This window comes from Paracoccus sediminilitoris, assembly GCF_003259195.1.
GTDB lineage: Bacteria > Pseudomonadota > Alphaproteobacteria > Rhodobacterales > Rhodobacteraceae > Paracoccus > Paracoccus sediminilitoris.
The window spans coordinates 1-16,037 of the sequence record NZ_QJPK01000042.1 but is presented as its reverse complement, the minus strand read 5'-3'; the positions used below and the strand labels follow the sequence as shown (position 1 = coordinate 16,037).

At 62.4% G+C, this 16,037-nt stretch carries 14 protein-coding genes and 2 pseudogenes; 10 read left to right on the top strand and 6 right to left on the bottom strand.

Features of this window, described 5'->3' with window-relative positions; translation table 11 throughout:
• Positions 1–112 precede the first annotated feature (112 nt).
• The 3 genes from DKT70_RS16845 to DKT70_RS16835 all read right to left on the bottom strand — a co-directional run bounded on the left by DKT70_RS16845 (position 113) and on the right by DKT70_RS16835 (position 4,467).
• Positions 113–787 (bottom strand): IS6 family transposase, encoded by a 675-nt coding sequence (locus DKT70_RS16845; RefSeq protein ID WP_111560229.1) that lies wholly within the window; start codon positions 785–787, stop codon positions 113–115.
• Between the two features lie 195 nt (positions 788–982).
• Positions 983–2,251, bottom strand: a complete 1,269-nt coding sequence (gene rhaI, locus DKT70_RS16840; protein WP_111560228.1) for an L-rhamnose catabolism isomerase — start codon at positions 2,249–2,251, stop codon at positions 983–985.
• A 107-nt stretch (positions 2,252–2,358) separates the two neighbouring features.
• The gene (locus DKT70_RS16835; protein ID WP_111560227.1) at positions 2,359–4,467 is read right to left on the bottom strand and encodes a bifunctional rhamnulose-1-phosphate aldolase/short-chain dehydrogenase; all 2,109 of its coding nucleotides are present in this window, start codon (positions 4,465–4,467) and stop codon (positions 2,359–2,361) included.
• 182 nt (positions 4,468–4,649) lie between these two features.
• On the opposite strand from DKT70_RS16835, the gene DKT70_RS16830 reads away from it, so the two are divergent.
• The 8 genes from DKT70_RS16830 (at position 4,650) to DKT70_RS16795 (ending at position 12,887) form a co-directional block, all read left to right on the top strand.
• Positions 4,650–5,453, top strand: coding sequence for a DeoR/GlpR family DNA-binding transcription regulator (locus tag DKT70_RS16830; protein ID WP_111560226.1), 804 nt, complete (start codon positions 4,650–4,652; stop codon positions 5,451–5,453).
• 61 nt (positions 5,454–5,514) lie between these two features.
• Positions 5,515–6,483, top strand: coding sequence for a rhamnose ABC transporter substrate-binding protein (rhaS, locus tag DKT70_RS16825; RefSeq protein ID WP_407672232.1), 969 nt, complete (start codon positions 5,515–5,517; stop codon positions 6,481–6,483).
• 73 nt (positions 6,484–6,556) lie between these two features.
• A complete protein-coding gene (locus DKT70_RS16820) occupies positions 6,557–8,095 on the top strand; it encodes a sugar ABC transporter ATP-binding protein (protein ID WP_111560224.1) in 1,539 nt (512 codons plus the stop codon).
• Positions 8,092–9,069 carry an ABC transporter permease gene (locus DKT70_RS16815; RefSeq protein WP_111560223.1) on the top strand — a complete coding sequence of 326 codons (978 nt, stop codon included), beginning with the start codon at positions 8,092–8,094 and terminating at the stop codon, positions 9,067–9,069. The genes DKT70_RS16820 and DKT70_RS16815 overlap by 4 nt, the downstream gene beginning before the upstream one ends.
• Positions 9,066–10,064 (top strand): ABC transporter permease, encoded by a 999-nt coding sequence (locus DKT70_RS16810; RefSeq protein WP_111560222.1) that lies wholly within the window; start codon positions 9,066–9,068, stop codon positions 10,062–10,064. The genes DKT70_RS16815 and DKT70_RS16810 overlap by 4 nt, the downstream gene beginning before the upstream one ends.
• Positions 10,064–10,378 carry an L-rhamnose mutarotase gene (locus tag DKT70_RS16805; protein ID WP_111560221.1) on the top strand — a complete coding sequence of 105 codons (315 nt, stop codon included), beginning with the start codon at positions 10,064–10,066 and terminating at the stop codon, positions 10,376–10,378. Before DKT70_RS16810 ends, DKT70_RS16805 begins: the two co-directional genes overlap by 1 nt.
• Positions 10,375–11,751, top strand: coding sequence for an FGGY-family carbohydrate kinase (locus DKT70_RS16800; RefSeq protein WP_111560220.1), 1,377 nt, complete (start codon positions 10,375–10,377; stop codon positions 11,749–11,751). Before DKT70_RS16805 ends, DKT70_RS16800 begins: the two co-directional genes overlap by 4 nt.
• Positions 11,742–12,887 carry an alpha-hydroxy acid oxidase gene (locus DKT70_RS16795; protein WP_111560219.1) on the top strand — a complete coding sequence of 382 codons (1,146 nt, stop codon included), beginning with the start codon at positions 11,742–11,744 and terminating at the stop codon, positions 12,885–12,887. Before DKT70_RS16800 ends, DKT70_RS16795 begins: the two co-directional genes overlap by 10 nt.
• 39 nt (positions 12,888–12,926) lie before the next feature.
• On the opposite strand, the gene DKT70_RS18495 is transcribed toward DKT70_RS16795, so the two are convergent.
• Positions 12,927–13,355 carry an MFS transporter gene (locus DKT70_RS18495; RefSeq protein ID WP_233490640.1) on the bottom strand — a complete coding sequence of 143 codons (429 nt, stop codon included), beginning with the start codon at positions 13,353–13,355 and terminating at the stop codon, positions 12,927–12,929.
• Here DKT70_RS18495 and DKT70_RS18490 point away from each other — a divergent pair.
• Complete coding sequence (locus tag DKT70_RS18490) at positions 13,341–13,634, top strand: hypothetical protein (RefSeq protein ID WP_233490639.1); 294 nt, start codon at positions 13,341–13,343, stop codon at positions 13,632–13,634. The genes DKT70_RS18495 and DKT70_RS18490 overlap by 15 nt on opposite strands.
• Before the next feature lie 55 nt (positions 13,635–13,689).
• Here DKT70_RS18490 and DKT70_RS18855 read toward each other — a convergent pair.
• A pseudogene (locus DKT70_RS18855) lies at positions 13,690–13,827 on the bottom strand (MFS transporter); the annotation flags it as partial.
• 114 nt (positions 13,828–13,941) lie between these two features.
• Here DKT70_RS18855 and DKT70_RS16785 point away from each other — a divergent pair.
• A pseudogene (locus tag DKT70_RS16785) lies at positions 13,942–15,383 on the top strand (IS1182 family transposase).
• A gap of 286 nt (positions 15,384–15,669) precedes the next feature.
• Here the strand turns inward: DKT70_RS16785 and DKT70_RS16780 are convergent.
• A partial coding sequence (locus DKT70_RS16780; protein WP_146612631.1) for an SDR family oxidoreductase occupies positions 15,670–16,037 on the bottom strand: 368 nt, incomplete at its 5' end.

The following is a 16,037-nucleotide window of genomic DNA, read 5'->3' as shown; positions in this document are numbered from 1 at the left end:
ACTTGTCCCATAGGGCATCCTTCCATTCCTTCGAAAGGATCACACCATCAAACCGTGGGATCAAACAGCAAATTGTGCGTCGAGACGCAGGGCGCCGATAGCTGCCTCGACTTTAGGCGGCAATCTGACAGAACGTCTGAAATGGGCGAAGCTCTGGTCTGAACTGCCCCGCGCGGATCATGTTGACCAGTTCGATGCAGGCGATAGTTGACTTGAAGCTCTTGAAGCCGAGCATTGGTCTTACCCCGCGCTTGATGAAGCGGTGGTTCTGCTCGACAAGATTATTGAGATACTTGATCCGCACCATCTCGATCGGGTCCGGGCATCCGAACCGCTTTAACATCCGGTTGATGTTCTTGATGGCTTCGGTGTTGGCTGCACTCTTGTCGATGACGATATCGCGCGGCAGGCCGTTCACCTCCATCGCGCGGGCGAAGAACTTGATCGCCGCAGGCTTGTTGCGGCGCTCCGAGAGCATGAAGTCCAGCGTCTTTCCGAACTCATTGACGGCGCGGTAAAGATAGACCAACTGGCCTTTCACCTTGATGTCGGTCTCGTCCATGCGCCAGGATGTGTCAGTAGGTTGCTTGCGCCGGCGAGCATTTTCCGCGACCTGACCCGCGTACCGCTCCACCCATCGGTTGAGCGTGGCATGGTCAACCGTGACACCCCGCTCGGCCATAATCTCCTCAAGGTCTCGGTAGGACACCCCGTAGCGAAGGTAGAAGAAGACCGCGTACAGGATCACGTCCTTCGGAAAGTGGGCACCTTTGAATGACACGCTCATTGCTCAATCCTCGCCCAAATGGCCGACTTCACACCATTCTATCTTTCCGGCTTGGATTTTGCGAAAAATTTGCGACAGATCCCCATCATCATTACGACCCTGCTGTCAATCCTGTTCCCCTTATTACCTTAAGGCCCCGAAAACATTGCAACCGCGGGAAACGCCACCTCGGACAAATGTCTCTCCCATACTTCTTCAGACGATGCCCCCGCCCCCGCTCCGCACCTTTGGCCTCTTTGCAGCCACCGTGGCCCGATAACCGGCGGCGCGATAGGTCGCGACCGGGTCGATTGCTCCGCCCGCCCGTTTCCGCGCCATGGCAAGGATCGGCTCGACATCGGTGCGGAAGGCACCCCGCAGCGTGGCCGAGGCCATCAATGCGTCGTTGTCGTCCTGGAACCCCGACAGCGCGGTACGGTCGACCAGCGATGCCTGCACAAAGGCTCGCTGGATCTCGATGGCGGAAATCATCAAGCTTTCGATGGGGTCGGTCACATTGTGGCTCTGATCGATCATATGCGACAGGTCCAGCCCCTTGGCTTCGGCATCGACCAATTCGTTCCAGACCAGGAACAGGCGATAGGGCTCGATCGTGCCGGCATCCAGATCGTCGTCGCCGTATTTCGAGTCGTTGAAGTGGAAGCCGCCCAGCTTGCCGGCATGAAGCAGTCGCGACACGATCATCTCGATGTTCACATTGGGGGCGTGGTGTCCCAGATCGACCAGACACATCGCCTTGTCGCCCAATTCCTGCGCGGTCAGCAGCGATGTGCCCCAGTCCTGAACCACCGTCGAATAGAACGCCGGTTCATAGATCTTGTGCTCCGAAAACAGCCGCCAATCCTCGGGCAGGCCGGCATAGATCTGCTTCATCGACGCCAGATAGCGGTCGAACTGCCGCCCCATATGGGTCTGGCCGGGGAAGTTGGACCCATCGCCGATCCAGACGGTCAGCGCCTTGGACCCCAGCTTGCGCCCGATCTCGATGCATTCAAGGTTGTGCTCCACCGCCTGCGCCCGCGTTTCCGCCGAAACATGGGACAGCGATCCGAACTTGTAACTTTGCGCATCGCCCGTGTCGCTGAAGGTGTTGGAATTCATCGCGTCGAACCCCAGCCCGACCTCTTGCCCCTTGGCCAGCAGGTCCGAAGGCTCGGCCTTGTCCCAAGGGATGTGCAACGAAACGGTGGGGGTGGCCTGCGTCAACTGGTGGATAACGCCGCAGTCATCCAGCTTGTCGAAGATGTTGGCAGGCTCACCTTCACCGGGAAAACGGGCAAAGCGTGTGCCGCCGGTGCCGGTGCCCCAGCTGGGAACGGCCACGCCAAAGCGACCGGCTTTTTCGGTCAAGGCCTCGATATCGACGCCGCGGCGCGCCAGCCTTGCGCCCAAGGCGTCGTAATCTGCGCGCAGATCGGCACTGCGGGCCGCGTTTTCAGCGGCGATGATGTCCTTGGAAATCATGTGATCCTCCCATCGGCGCGATTGCGGGTGCGCCGGCCCTATTTCGTATCATGCGACGGCGCGGATGGGCGTGGCCTCCCTGCCCCCATCCGCTGCGGCTTTTCGGCCTAGCGCGTGAAGGCTTCCTTGTTGCCCGCGTCCACGTTGATAATATTGCCGGTCGATTTGGCCGAACGGTCGGATGCCAAGAAATAGGCGGCCTCGGCTATGTCCTCGGGCAGGACCGAGCGTTTCAGCATGCTGCGCTGGCGGTACATCTCCTCGAGGCCGTCCTTGTCGGTGCCATAGGTCGAGGCGCGCTGATCCAGCCATTCACCCTCCCAGATGCGGCTGCCGCGCAGGACTGCATCGGGGTTGACGACGTTGACGCGGATGCCCGCCTCGGCACCTTCCAGCGCCAGGCAGCGGGCCAGATGGATCTCGGATGCCTTGGCGGTGCAATAGGCGGCAGCATTCGGGCTGGCGGCCAGACCGTTCTTCGAGGCGACGAAGACGACCGCGCCGCCGATGCCCTGCGTCCGGAAGACGCCGAAGGCCGCGCGCGAGACAAGAAAATACCCGGTCGACAGAATCGCCATGTTGCGGTTCCACAGCTCCAGCGTGGTCTTCTCGATCGGGGCCGATGAGGCGATGCCAGCGTTGGACACAAGAATGTCCATGCCGCCATATTCCACCGCTAGATCGTCATAGGCGGCGGCAACGGCCGCTTCGCTGGTAACGTTCATCTGGACGGTCCGCACAACGTCCGCGCCATGGCGACCCGACAATGCCGTCGCCGCGCTTTCCAAGGCGTCTTCGTTGATATCGGCCAGCATCACGCAAGCACCTTCGGACAGATAGCGTTCGGCGGTGGCCATGCCGATGCCGCCCGCCCCGCCCGTGACCAGCGCTACGCGCCCCGCCATCGATTTTGGCTTGGGCATCCGCTGCAGCTTGGCTTCCTCGAGCAGCCAGTATTCGATGTCGAAGGCCTCCTGCTCGGGCAGGCCGCAATATTCCGACGCGCCGGAGGCACCGCGCATGACGTTGATCGCATTGACGTAGAACTCGGCCGAGATGCGCGCCGTGGATTTGTCCTTGGCGAAGGTGATCATGCCCACGCCCGGCACCAGGTAGACCACCGCATTCGGATCGCGCATAGGCGGGCTGTCGTCATGCTTGCGGCGGTCGTAATAGGCCGCGTAGTCGTCGCGATAGGTCGCGATCTGATCGGACAGCCCCGCCAACACCTGATCCAGATTTTCGCGGGCGGGATCGAAGTCCACGACCAGCGGACGGATCTTGGTGCGCAGGAAGTGGTCCGGACATGACGTCCCCAAGGCGGCCAGATCCGGCATATCGCGGGCGTTGACGAATTCCAGCACCGCATCGCTGTCGTCGAAATGGCCGACCATATGCTGGTTGCCCGACACGAAGCCGCGGATGGCGGGCATCAGCCGGGCCGCCACGGCGCGACGGGCATCGGCGGTCAGCGCATCGTGGACCGCCCCGCCGAAGGCCGGTTTGCCCCTTGTTTCGCCCTCGAAGAAATCGATGGCGCGGTTGATGATGGCTAGGGTCAGCTCATAGCATTCCTTGGCGTCATCGGCCCAGGTGAACAGCCCGTGCGATTCAAGGATGACGCCCTTGGCTTCGGGATTGTCGAGGCAGAATTTCTCAAGCCACAGCCCCAGTTCATAGCCCGGCTTCTTCCAAGGCAACCAGCCGACCTGATCGCCAAAGACGCGGCGGGTCAGTTCCTGCGAATTCTTCGAGGCTGCGATGGCGATGATCGCGTCGGGGTGCATGTGGTCCACATGCGCCTTGGGCACATAGGCGTGCAGCGGCGTGTCGATGGATGCCGCGCGGGGGTTCAGGTTGAAGGTGCAATGCGGCAGCAGGGCGACCATCTCATCCTCATGTTCGACGCCGCGGTACTTGCCCTTCAGCGCGCGCAGCTTGTCCATGTACAGCGTGGAAAACCCGTCCATCGCGATCGAGCCGACATCCCCGCCCGACCCCTTGACCCAAAGCACCTCGGTCTGATCGCCCGTCAGCGGATCCGCCTGCATGACCTTGGCCGAGGTATTGCCGCCCCCGTAATTCGTGATGCGCTTGTCAGACCCCAGAAGGTTCGACCGATACAGCAGCTTCTCAGGTTCGCTCATGCCGGCGGCACGTTTGTCGTCCCACAGCGATTGCAACTGGCTGTGCAACTTCTGATCTACGGTTGTCATCGGTATTCTCCTCCGGGTGGGCGCTCTGTAAGAACAGTTCTTCGCGAAACTGAAGCCGATGCCACCACATGTCAATCAGTTTCGGTCATCAACAATCATATTTCCATATAATGATCATTTATTGATTTAAAATGATTGACAATGAGCGGATATGTTCGCAATGTTCCCAAAGGAGGAGCGCAATGCACGAGAAAGAACGCCAGAGGATCATTCTGTCAGCCATCGAAGACCGGCCGGTCGTCATGGTGGCGGAACTCTGTGCCCTGACAGGCGCATCCGAGGCGACGATCCGACGCGATATCAGTGCGCTTGACACGATGAAACAGCTGCGCCGCGTCCGGGGGGGCGCCGAGGCGCTGAACCCCAACGATGTTCCGGCGCTGGCAGGCAAGCCCTTCTCGATCAACGAAACGATCATGATCGAGCAGAAACGCGCAATCGCCCGTGCGGCGGTCGAACTGTGCCAGGACGGCGACCCGATCATCATCAACGGCGGGACGACGACCTTCCAGATGGTGCATCCGCTGGCATCGCGCCGCCTGCAGGTCTTCACCAATTCCTTTCCCATTGCGGAACATTTGCTGAAGCATTCGCGCAATACGATCACCCTGTCGGGTGGCACGATCTATCGCGAACAGAACATCATCCTGTCGCCCTTCGACAATGACGTGACCCGCAATTTTTATGCACGGCGCATGTTCATGGGCGCGCAGGGCGTCGGGCCGCTTGGGCTGATGGAGGCCGATCCGTTGCTGATCCAGGCGGAACAGAAGCTGATCGGTCAGGCGGATGAGCTGGTGCTGCTGGTCGATTCGACCAAATTCGATAATCGGTCCTCGCTGGTGCTGTGCGGGCTGGACCGGATCGACGTGCTGATCACCGACGAGGGGATCAGCGACCGCGCCGCCGCGATGGTGGAGAGCTCGGACGTAAAGCTGATCGTGGCGACATCCGCCCCGACAAGGGAGAGCACGACAGCCGGCTGACCGGCTTTCGAACTGTGAGGTTCAAAGGGAGGACACAATGAACCGTATCTTGCAACTGACGATGACGGCTGCCATGGCAACCGGACTGATGGCGCAAGGCGCCGCCGCAGAAGACATGCGGATCGCAGTGGTGGCCAAGGCGCTTGGCATCGGCTTCTTTGAGGCAGCCGCGAACGGCGCCGAGGAAGCCGCCAGAGAACTGGGCGACGTCGAGATCATTTATACCGGCCCGACCAACACCACTGCGGAAGGCCAGATCGAGGTGATCAATTCGCTGATCGCCCAACGCGTCGATGCCATCGCGATTTCCGCCAATGACACCGATGCGCTGGTGCCGACGCTGAAGAAGGCGATGCAGCGTGGCATCACCGTGATCAGCTGGGACAGCGGCGTGGCCGAAGACGGGCGGATGGCGCATCTGAACCCTTCGTCGAACCCGCTGATCGGCAATATGATCATCAAGCTGGCGGCGGACGAGCTGCCCGAGGGCGGCCAGGTCGGTCTGCTGTCGGCCACCACCACCTCGACCAACCAGAACATCTGGATCGAGGAGATGATGAAGGTGATGGGCGACTATCCGGGGATCGAGGTCGTCGGCACCGTCTATGGCGACGATCTGGCCGATAAATCCTATCGCGAGGCGCAGGGCCTGATGCAATCTCACCCCGATCTGGACGCGATCATCGCGCCGACCTCGGTCGGGATCGTGGCGGCCGCGCAGGCGGTGGTGGATGCGGGCAAGGTCGGTCAGGTGAACGTGACCGGTCTGGGCCTGCCCTCGGAAATGGCCGGAGCCATCGAAAGCGGCGCGTCGAAAAGCTTCGCGATCTGGAACCCGATCGATCTGGGGTATTCTGCCACGATGATGGCCTATCACCTGGCCAAGGGCGATGCCCAAGCCGAACCCGGCGCCGAAATACCGATCGGGCGTATGGGATCGGTGACGCTGGACGAGACCAACTCGGCCCCGATGGCGGACCCCTTCGTCTATGACGAAAGCAACATCGACGAATTCAAGGACATCTTCTGATTCTTGCGTCGCGGCGGCGCATCCCCGCGCCGCCCTTTCCCAAATTTGTTTCCTGACGGTAGGCGAGGTTCAGATGAACGAACGCTCTGTGGCAGCGACCGGGCGGCCCGTGCTGGCGCTTGATGCCATCACCAAGACTTTTCCCGGCGTCAAGGCGCTGGACGGCGTGCATCTTGAACTGCATGCGGGCCAGGTCACCGCCCTTGTCGGTGAAAACGGGGCTGGAAAATCAACGGTCGTCAAGACCCTGACCGGCATCTATCAGCCCGACGGCGGGCGCATCCTGATGGACGGGGCCGAGGTCACCTTTCCCTCGGCGCAGGCGGCGGCCGATCAGGGCGTCACCGCCATCCATCAGGAAACTGTGCTGTTCGACGAGCTGACCGTAGCGGAGAACATCTTTCTGGGCCATGCCCCACGCGGGCGTTTTGGCCTGATCGACAACAAGGCGATGCGCCGAAAGGCCAAAGGCCTGCTGGACGGCATCGGCGCCGAGATCGATGCTGGCGCCCGACTAAAGGACCTAGGCATCGCATCGCGGCATCTGGTGGCTATCGCGCGTGCCTTGTCAGTTGATGCACGCGTGGTGATCATGGATGAACCCACCGCCGCGCTGAGCCAGAAGGAGATCGAAGAGCTTTACGTTCTGGTCGACACGCTCAAGGCGCAGGGTAAGGCGATCCTGTTCATCAGCCACAAGTTCGATGAGATTTTCCGCATCGCCGACCGCTGGTGCGTCTTCCGTGATGGGCAGTTCGTCGGGCAGGGCCTGATGTCGGACATGGATGAAAGCACACTTGTTCGGCTGATGGTGGGCCGTTCGGTCGATCAGATCTATCCCAAGCGCGCCTCGGTGATCGGCGACGAGGTTCTGAAGGTCGTGGGATACTGCCATCCGACCGAATTCGACGACATCGGCTTTACGTTGCGCAAGGGCGAGATCCTGGGCTTTTACGGTCTGGTCGGCGCGGGCCGGTCGGAATTCATGCAAAGCCTGATCGGCATCACAAAGCCCGCCAAAGGCGTGGCGCGGATCGAAGGTGCCATCAAGGTGATCCGCTCACCCGCCGACGCGATCGCCGCCGGCATCGTTTATGTGCCCGAAGACCGCGGCAAACAGGGGGCCATCCTGGACATGCCCATCTTTCAGAACGTGACGCTGCCGTCTTTGGGACAGACATCGCGGTCGGGCTTTACCCGAATGGCGCAGGAATTCGCGCTGGCACGGCAATATACCGAACGGCTGGACCTGCGCGCGGCCTCGCTTGATACGCGCGTCGGCGCGTTGTCGGGCGGCAACCAGCAAAAGGTCGTCATCGCCAAATGGCTGGCGACGCGTCCCAAGGTCATTATCTTGGACGAACCCACCAAAGGCATCGACATCGGTTCCAAGGCCGCCGTTCACGACTTCATGTCCGAACTGGCGTCCGAGGGGCTGTCGGTGATCATGGTGTCATCGGAAATTCCCGAAATCATGGGCATGTCCGACCGGGTCATCGTCATGCGCGAAGGCCGGATCGCTGCCCAGCTGCAGGGCGACGATCTGACCCCCGAAACCCTCGTCCGCCACGCGGCGGGCATCACCGACAGCGCTAGGGGGCAAGCCGCATGACCATGCTGAAATCACGCGAAGCGATCCTGACGGGCGCCATTCTGTTGCTGCTGGCGCTGATCGCAACGCGCTTCCCCGGCTTTGTCGCCCCGGCCAACCTTATGACCGTCTTCAACGACACCTCGCCGCTGATGATCCTGGCGCTTGGCCAGATGGTCGTCATCCTGACCCGCTGCATCGATCTGTCGGTGGCAGCCAATCTGGCCCTGACCGGCATGATCTGCGCCATGCTGAACGTCGCCTTTCCGGGCCTGCCCGTCGCGGTCATCCTGATGGTGGCACTGGCCTGCGGGGCGGTAATGGGCGCGGTGAACGGTCTTTTGGTCTGGAAGCTGGCCATCCCGCCCATCGTCGTGACCCTTGGGACAATGACCATCTATCGCGGCATCATCTTCCTGCTGTCGGATGGCGCATGGGTGAACAGCCACGAGATGTCGGCGGGTTTCACCGGCTTTCCGCGCACCCTGATCCTTGGGCTGCCGGTGCTGGGATGGCTGGCGATCCTTGTGACGGCGGGCATGGCGCTGATCATGTCGCGCACGCCGATGGGCCGCAGCTTCTATGCCACCGGCAACAACCCCCATGCCGCCGTTTATACCGGGATCGACGTGGGGCGCGCGCAGTTCCGAGCCTTCGTCATCTCGGGGACGCTGGCGGGGCTGGCGGGCTATCTGTGGATCTCGCGCTATGCGGTCGCCTATGTCGATATCGCCGGCGGGTTCGAACTGGACGTCGTGGCCGCGTGCGTCATCGGCGGCGTATCCATCGCGGGCGGCGTCGGCACGGTCTTTGGCACCATTCTGGGGGCGCTGTTCCTTGGGGTGATCAAGAACGCGCTGCCGGTGGTCGACATCTCACCCTTCTGGCAGCTGGCAATCTCGGGCGCCGCGATCCTTGTCGCCGTGACCTTCAATTCACGGTCGGGCCGTTCGCGCGGTCGGATCATCCTGAAATCAGCGGGACAGGCGACATGAGCAGCATCACCACAAATACCGGCCGCAAGATCCCCGACCAGCTGTCCACGCCCATCAGCCGCGTGCTGAAAAGCTGGGAAAGCTTGCTGCTGCTGGTGGCCCTTGGCATCTTCATCCTGAACAGCTTCGCTTCGCCCTACTTCCTTGATCCCTGGAACCTGTCGGACGCCACCTTCAACTTTACCGAAAAGGCGATGATCGCCTTTGCCATGGCCCTGCTGATCATCGCGGGCGAGATCGACCTGTCGGTCGCCGCCATCATCGCGCTGGCCTCCACGGCAATGGGTCTTGTGATGCAGGCGGGTTTCGGAACGCCGGTCATCGTCCTGACGGGGCTGGCGACCGGCCTGCTGTGTGGCGGCTTCAACGGGTTGATGGTGACGCGCCTCGGGCTGCCATCCATTGTCGTGACCATCGGCACCATGAGCCTGTTTCGCGGCATCAGCTTCATCATCCTGGGCGATGGCGCTTTCCGCGGCTATCCCGACAGCTTCGCGGTCTTCGGTCAGGGCTATGCCTTCTGGGTGATCACGGTAGAGTTCGTGATCTTCGCGCTGCTGGCGGTGGTCTATGCCGTCATCCTGCACCGGACGAATTTCGGCCGCGCGGTCTTTGCGATCGGCAACAACCCCACGGCGGCGCTGTTTTCCGGCATCCGGGTGGCGCGGGTCAAGATGATCCTGTTCCTGCTGACCGGCCTGATGTCAGGGCTGGCGGCGGTCTGCCTGACCTCGCGTCTTGGATCGACCCGGTCGTCCATCGCCAGCGGGATGGAGCTGGAGGTCGTCACCATGGTCGTCCTTGGCGGTGTGAACATCCTGGGCGGGTCGGGCACCATCGGCGGCGTGGTGATCGCGGCATTCGTGATGGGGCTGGTGACCTTCGGGCTGGGATTGCTGAACGTGCCGGGCATCGTCATGTCGATATTCATCGGCCTGCTGCTGATTGGGGTGATCGCCCTGCCGCGGCTGTGGTCCAGACTGAGGAGGTCGTGATGGAGAAATACGCCTTCCGCATGGTCCTGAACCCCGGTTGCCTTGAGGAATACCGCCGACGCCATGACGCCATCTGGCCGGAACTGGTCGCGCTGCTGCACGATGCCGGGGTTCAGGATTACTCGATCCACCACGACCCCGAAAGCAACGCGCTGTTCGGCGTCCTGTGGCGCAAGTCCGACAACGGCATGGCCGCTTTGGCCGACGCGCCGGTGATGCGGCGCTGGTGGGATCACATGGCCGACCTGATGCAGACGCATCCAGACAATCGCCCGCGTCAGGTCGACCTTGAAGCTGTCTTCATGATGCCATGACCGAACCCCATGCCCGCCATGTCGCGGTGATCGACGTCGGCAAGACCAATGCCAAGCTGGCGCTGGTCGATGGCCGGACCCTGCACGAAATCGCGGTGGTCACGCGCCCCAACCGCGTCCTGCCCGGCCCGCCCTGGCCCAGCTTTGACCTGGAGGGGCATTGGGCCTTCTTCCTTGACCACCTGAGCGCCTTTCAGGCCGAATACGGGATCGACGCCATTGCGGTCACGACCCATGGCGCCAGTGCGGTCCTGCTGGATCGCGATGGCGGGCTGGCCTTGCCCATGCTGGATTACGAACACGACGGACCGGACGGCATGGCCGCAGCTTATGACGCCATTCGCCCGCCCTTCACCCAGACCGGCTCCCCGCGCCTGCCGCTTGGGTTGAACCTTGGTGCGCAGCTGTTCTGGCAGTTCGAAAGCAACCCCGGGCTGCGGGACCGGGTGGCGCATATCGTGACCTATCCGCAGTTCTGGGGCTTTCGCCTGACGGGGCAGCTGGCGACAGATGTGACCTCGCTTGGGTGTCATACCGATCTGTGGGACCCGCAGGCGGCCGCGTTTTCCACGCTGGTCGAACGGCTGGATCTGGCCCGCAAGATCGCGCCTGCCCGTCGCGCGGATGCGGTGCTGGGGGTCATCAGCGCCGATATCGCTGCGCGCACGGGGATGTCGCCGCAGGTTCCGGTTACCTGCGGGATCCATGACAGCAATGCCTCGCTCTATCCGCATGTTCTGGCGCAGAAGGCACCATTTTCCGTCGTCTCGACCGGGACCTGGGTGATCGCCATGGCGGTGGGGGGCGATGCACCGGTACTGGACCCCGCCCGCGACACCTTGGTGAACGTGAATGCGCTTGGACAGCCCGTGCCCTCGGCCCGCTTCATGGGGGGGCGCGAATACGAGATCATCCGCGACGGCTGCGACGCCATCCCTACGCCCGACGACCGCACTGAAGTTCTGGCGGGTGTCGCCCTGCTGCCCTCGGTCGTGAATGACAGCGGGCCGTTCCAAACCCGCCACCATGTCTGGACCCGCCAACCCACGACTGATGGTGCGCGGATGCTGGCGCTGTCGTGGTATCTGGCGCTGGTCACCGACGCCTGCCTGTCGCTGGTCGGCGCAAAAGGGCCGGTCATCGTCGAGGGCCCCTTTGCCCGCAACACCGATTTCACCGCCATGCTGGCCGCCCTGCGACCCGGGGTCCGCATCGCGGCCTCGGCCACGGGGACCAGCGTCGGGGCCGCGTTGCTGGCGGGTCTTGACGCGCCGCTGCCTGAAACCACGCCCGTTGCTTGCGATGACCCTGCGCTGTTGCGCGCCTATGCGGCGATTTGGGCGCGGCATGTAAAGGAACGCGAATGCGATTGAATGACTGCCACAACTTCCACGATTTCCGCCGTCTTGCACGCCGCCGCCTGCCCCGGCCCATCTTCGATTACATCGACGGCGGTGCCGACGACGAACTGACCCTGCGCCGCAATAGCGAAAGCTTTGCACGCTGCGATCTTGTGCCCAACGTCCTGCGCGGCGTGTCCGAGGTCGATCTCTCGACCACGGTCATGGGCCAGAAGATCGACCTGCCGGTCTATCTGTCGCCGACCGCCTTGCAGCGGCTGTTTCACCACTGGGGCGAACGCGCCACCGCTGCCGCGGCCGAGCGTTTCGGGACCATGTTCGGGGTCTCTTCGCTTGGGACCGTGTCCATGGCCGAGCTTTCGACGCGGCATTCCACGCCGCAGGTCTATCAGTTCTATTTCCACCGCGACCGGGGGCTGAATTCCGCGATGATGCAGGCGGCCAAGGACAGCGGGATCAATGTGATGATGCTGACGGTGGACAGCATTACCGGCGGCAATCGCGAACGCGATCTGCGCAGCGGCTTTTCGATCCCCTTCCGTCTGACGCCGGCAGGCATCGCCCAGTTCGGGCTGAAGCCCGCATGGGGCCTAAACTATCTGTTACGGGAAAAGTTTTCCCTGCCGCAGCTGGATGCGCATATCGACATGAAGGGCGACGCGCTGACCATCGGGCGCTATTTTACCGAGATGCTGGACCCGTCGATGAACTGGGACGATGTCGCCCGCATGGTCGCGGAATGGGGCGGCCCCTTCTGCCTGAAAGGTATCATGAGCGTCGAGGACGCCCGCAGTGCCGCTGACATCGGATGCGCGGGGATCGTGCTGTCAAACCACGGGGGACGCCAGCTGGACGGGTCGCGCACCGCCTTCGATCAGCTGGACGAGATCGTGCAGGCCGTCGGCGACCGGATGGACATCATGATCGATGGCGGCGTCCAGCGCGGGACCCATGTCCTCAAGGCGCTGGCGCTTGGGGCCAAGGCCGTCGGGCTAGGACGCGCCTATCTCTATGCGCTGGCGGCGGCCGGGCAGCCGGGGGTCGAACGGATGCTGGCGCAGATGACTGCCGAGATCACCCGCGACATGCGCCTGATGGGGGTCAGGAACATCCGCGAGCTGATCCCGCAGATGCTGCGCTTTCGCTAGCCTGCCGCGATGCCTGTCCGGGGCATCGCGAGATGCGGGTCATTCGACCTCGGGCAGCAGCGCGGTCAGGAACCCTAGAAACAGCAGCAGGGACAGATAGTTGAACACCTGCTGCATGCCGATCATGTCGGCCAGCCCGCCCAAGGCGGCCGCGCCCAAGGCGCCGACCCCGAAGGCAAAGCCAAAGACGAAGCCCGCTACCATGCCCACTTTCTGCGGCACCAGCTCTTGTGCATAGACCACTATGGCAGAAAAGGCCGAAGACAGGACCAGCCCGACCGCAATGCTGAGCACGACCGCCCCGGCAAGGTTCGCATGCGGCAACAGCAGGGCGAACGGCAGGGCGCCGACGATGGGCACCCAAATCACCCTGCGCCGCCCGATCCTGTCGCCGATGGGACCGGCGGCGAATGTCCCAAGCGCCACGGCGCCCAAGAAGATGAACAGGATGGTTTGCGCCTGCCGCATCCCGAGCCCGGAGCGTTCGATCAGGAAGAAGGCGTAATAGCTCTTGAAGGTCTCGATTTAGACGAATTTGCTCAGCAGCAGGGCGCCGATGACAGCGAAGGCCAGGATCAGGCGCGACCGTGGCAGCCGGGGGCCTGCGGCCATCGGCGTCCCGGCAGCCTTCAGCGCCTTCTGGTGATCGGTAAACTAGGCGGCGATGCGGATCAGGATCATCACCACGACGACGGCCAGCAGGCCGAACCAGACGGTGCTGAACTGCCCGAAGGGGCGGCTCGATAAGCGCCGCCGCCAGCGGACCAAGGGCGGTGCCCGTGTTGCCGCCGACCTGGAAGCTGGACTGGGCAAAGCCGTAACGGCCGCCCGACGCCATGCGACAAACGCGCGAGGCCTCGGGGTGGAACAGCGCCGATCCGATACCCAGCACCGCCGACGCCGCCAGCAGCAGCCCGAACGAACTGGCCAGCCCCAGCATCAGGACGCCCACGGCCACCACCGCCATCGAGATCGCCAGTATGTAGGTTTTCGGCCGAGGCTGTGTCGAATCGCTGTCTCGTGGTAAGCTTCCGCAAGTCAGCGGGAGACCAAGATGGCGGGTTTTATCGATGGCATCGACTGAGACCAGGTCACGCTTTTCCCGATCGTCTCGATGACTGGATTTGCGAGGATCACCTGGTCCGCATCATCGACATCTTCGTCGAAGAGCTCTATCTTTTGGCGCTCGGCTTTGAGAGTTGTATGCCTGCCTGAACCGGTCGCCCGGGCTACCATCCGGCTATGCTGCTGAAGCTTTTTATCTACGGCTACCTGAACTGCATCCCGTCCAGCCGTCGCCTGGAGCGTGAGGCGGGTCGCAATGTCGAGTTGATGTGGCTGACCGGCCGCCTTATGCCCGACCACAAGATCATCTCCGATTTTCGGCGCGATAACGGGGCGGCGATATGCAGGACCTGCGCGCAGTTCGTGCAGCTGTGTCGGCGGATCAGGGTGCTGAAAGGCGGTTGCGTGGCCATCGACGGCGAGCCAAATTCAAGGCGGTGAACAATCGCGACTGGAACTTCACGAAGAACAAGATCGCCAACCGCCTAGCCCATCTGGAGGCCGATGTCTCGCGGTATGTCGATGACATGGCCCGTATCGACCGCCAAGAAGAGGGCAGAGTCCAAGCTGACAAGGTCGCCGATCTCGCCCGCCGTTATGGCCGTATCCGGCAGGAGATTACGCGGCTGAAAGCACTAGACCAAGTCTTAGCCGATACGCCCGACAGGCGGCTCTCCCTGACCGATCCCGATGCACGCGCCATGGCGACCAGCGCTCGGCAAAGTGGCATGGTCGGCTACAACGTCCAGACCGCGGTCGATACCGAGGCGCATCTGATCTTAGCACATGACGTAACCAATCAGGGCGTTGATCGCGACCAGCTGAGCCCGATGGCAGCCGCGGCCAAGGAGGCTATTCAACACAACCACCTGCATGCCATCGCCGACAACGGATACTTCCGCGGGTCTTAGATCCAGGCCTGCCACGAGGCCGGTATCACCACGACCGTCTCGCGCGCGCCCAGACATCTGGCAACCGCGGCAAGGGCATGTATGTGAAGGCCGATTTTGCCTATGATACGGCCCGTGGCGTCTATGTCTGCCCGGCAGGCGAAGATCTGACCTACCGCTACAAGCGCGATGAGAACGGTCTGCGGGTCGGCCGCTACTGAACCAATGAATGCCAGAGTTGTCCGGTTCGTCACCGCTGCACAACCCGCAAGGAACGCCGGATCATCCGGTGGGACCATGAGCATCTGGTCGATGCGATGCGCGATAGGCTGGGTGGGAGAAGGATCCAATGACCCTGCGCCGCTGCACAGTCGAACACCCGTTCGGCACCCTCAAGGCTTGGGTGGGGTACACCTATTTCCTGACCCGGAGGCTGAAGAATGTCCGCACCGAGATGGCGCTGAATGTCCTCGCCTACAACATCAAGCGGGTGGTCACATTGATCGGCATTCAAGGCGTTATGCAGACCATTGCCGCCTGATTGGGAGGCTGTCGCGCCCCAAGCGCAGACGTCACGCTTTGCCTGAACGGGATCACCGTGCCGTCACGCGCGCAAAGGGTATCGGAAGCAGCTGAAAGCGAGCAACCAGCCAAACCGACAGACCCTGCCGGACTGTTTCTACACCGCCACGGCCCGTTCCGGACGGATCTGTCGCTAAGCTTTTTAAGAACCCATAGATGGCACAGACGACACGACATCTGCGTTCCGGAAGACGCATCACCTACGCTACGAGTGCAATGTCACTGGCAGACAGGGGCGACAGTTGTCACCTTGCAAGCCAGCCTCCATCGACGTTTAGGATCGCGCCGTTAATGTAATCGGATGCAGGCGCTGCCAGGAAGACGGCGGTCTGGCCGATATCCTGGGCCTTGCCCCAACGGCCCGCGGGAATGCGGTCCAGGATGGCCCGCGACCGGTCGGGATCGGCGCGAAGGGCCTCGGTGTTGTTGGTTTCGATATAGCCTGGCGCGATGGCGTTGACGTTCAGCCCCTTGGCGGCCCATTCGTTGGCCATCAGCTTGGTCAGCCCCGCCACGCCATGCTTGCTGGCGGTATAGGAAGGCACACGGATGCCCCCCTGGAAGGACAGCAGGCTGGCAATATTCACGATCTTGCCCATGCCGCGCGGCAGTG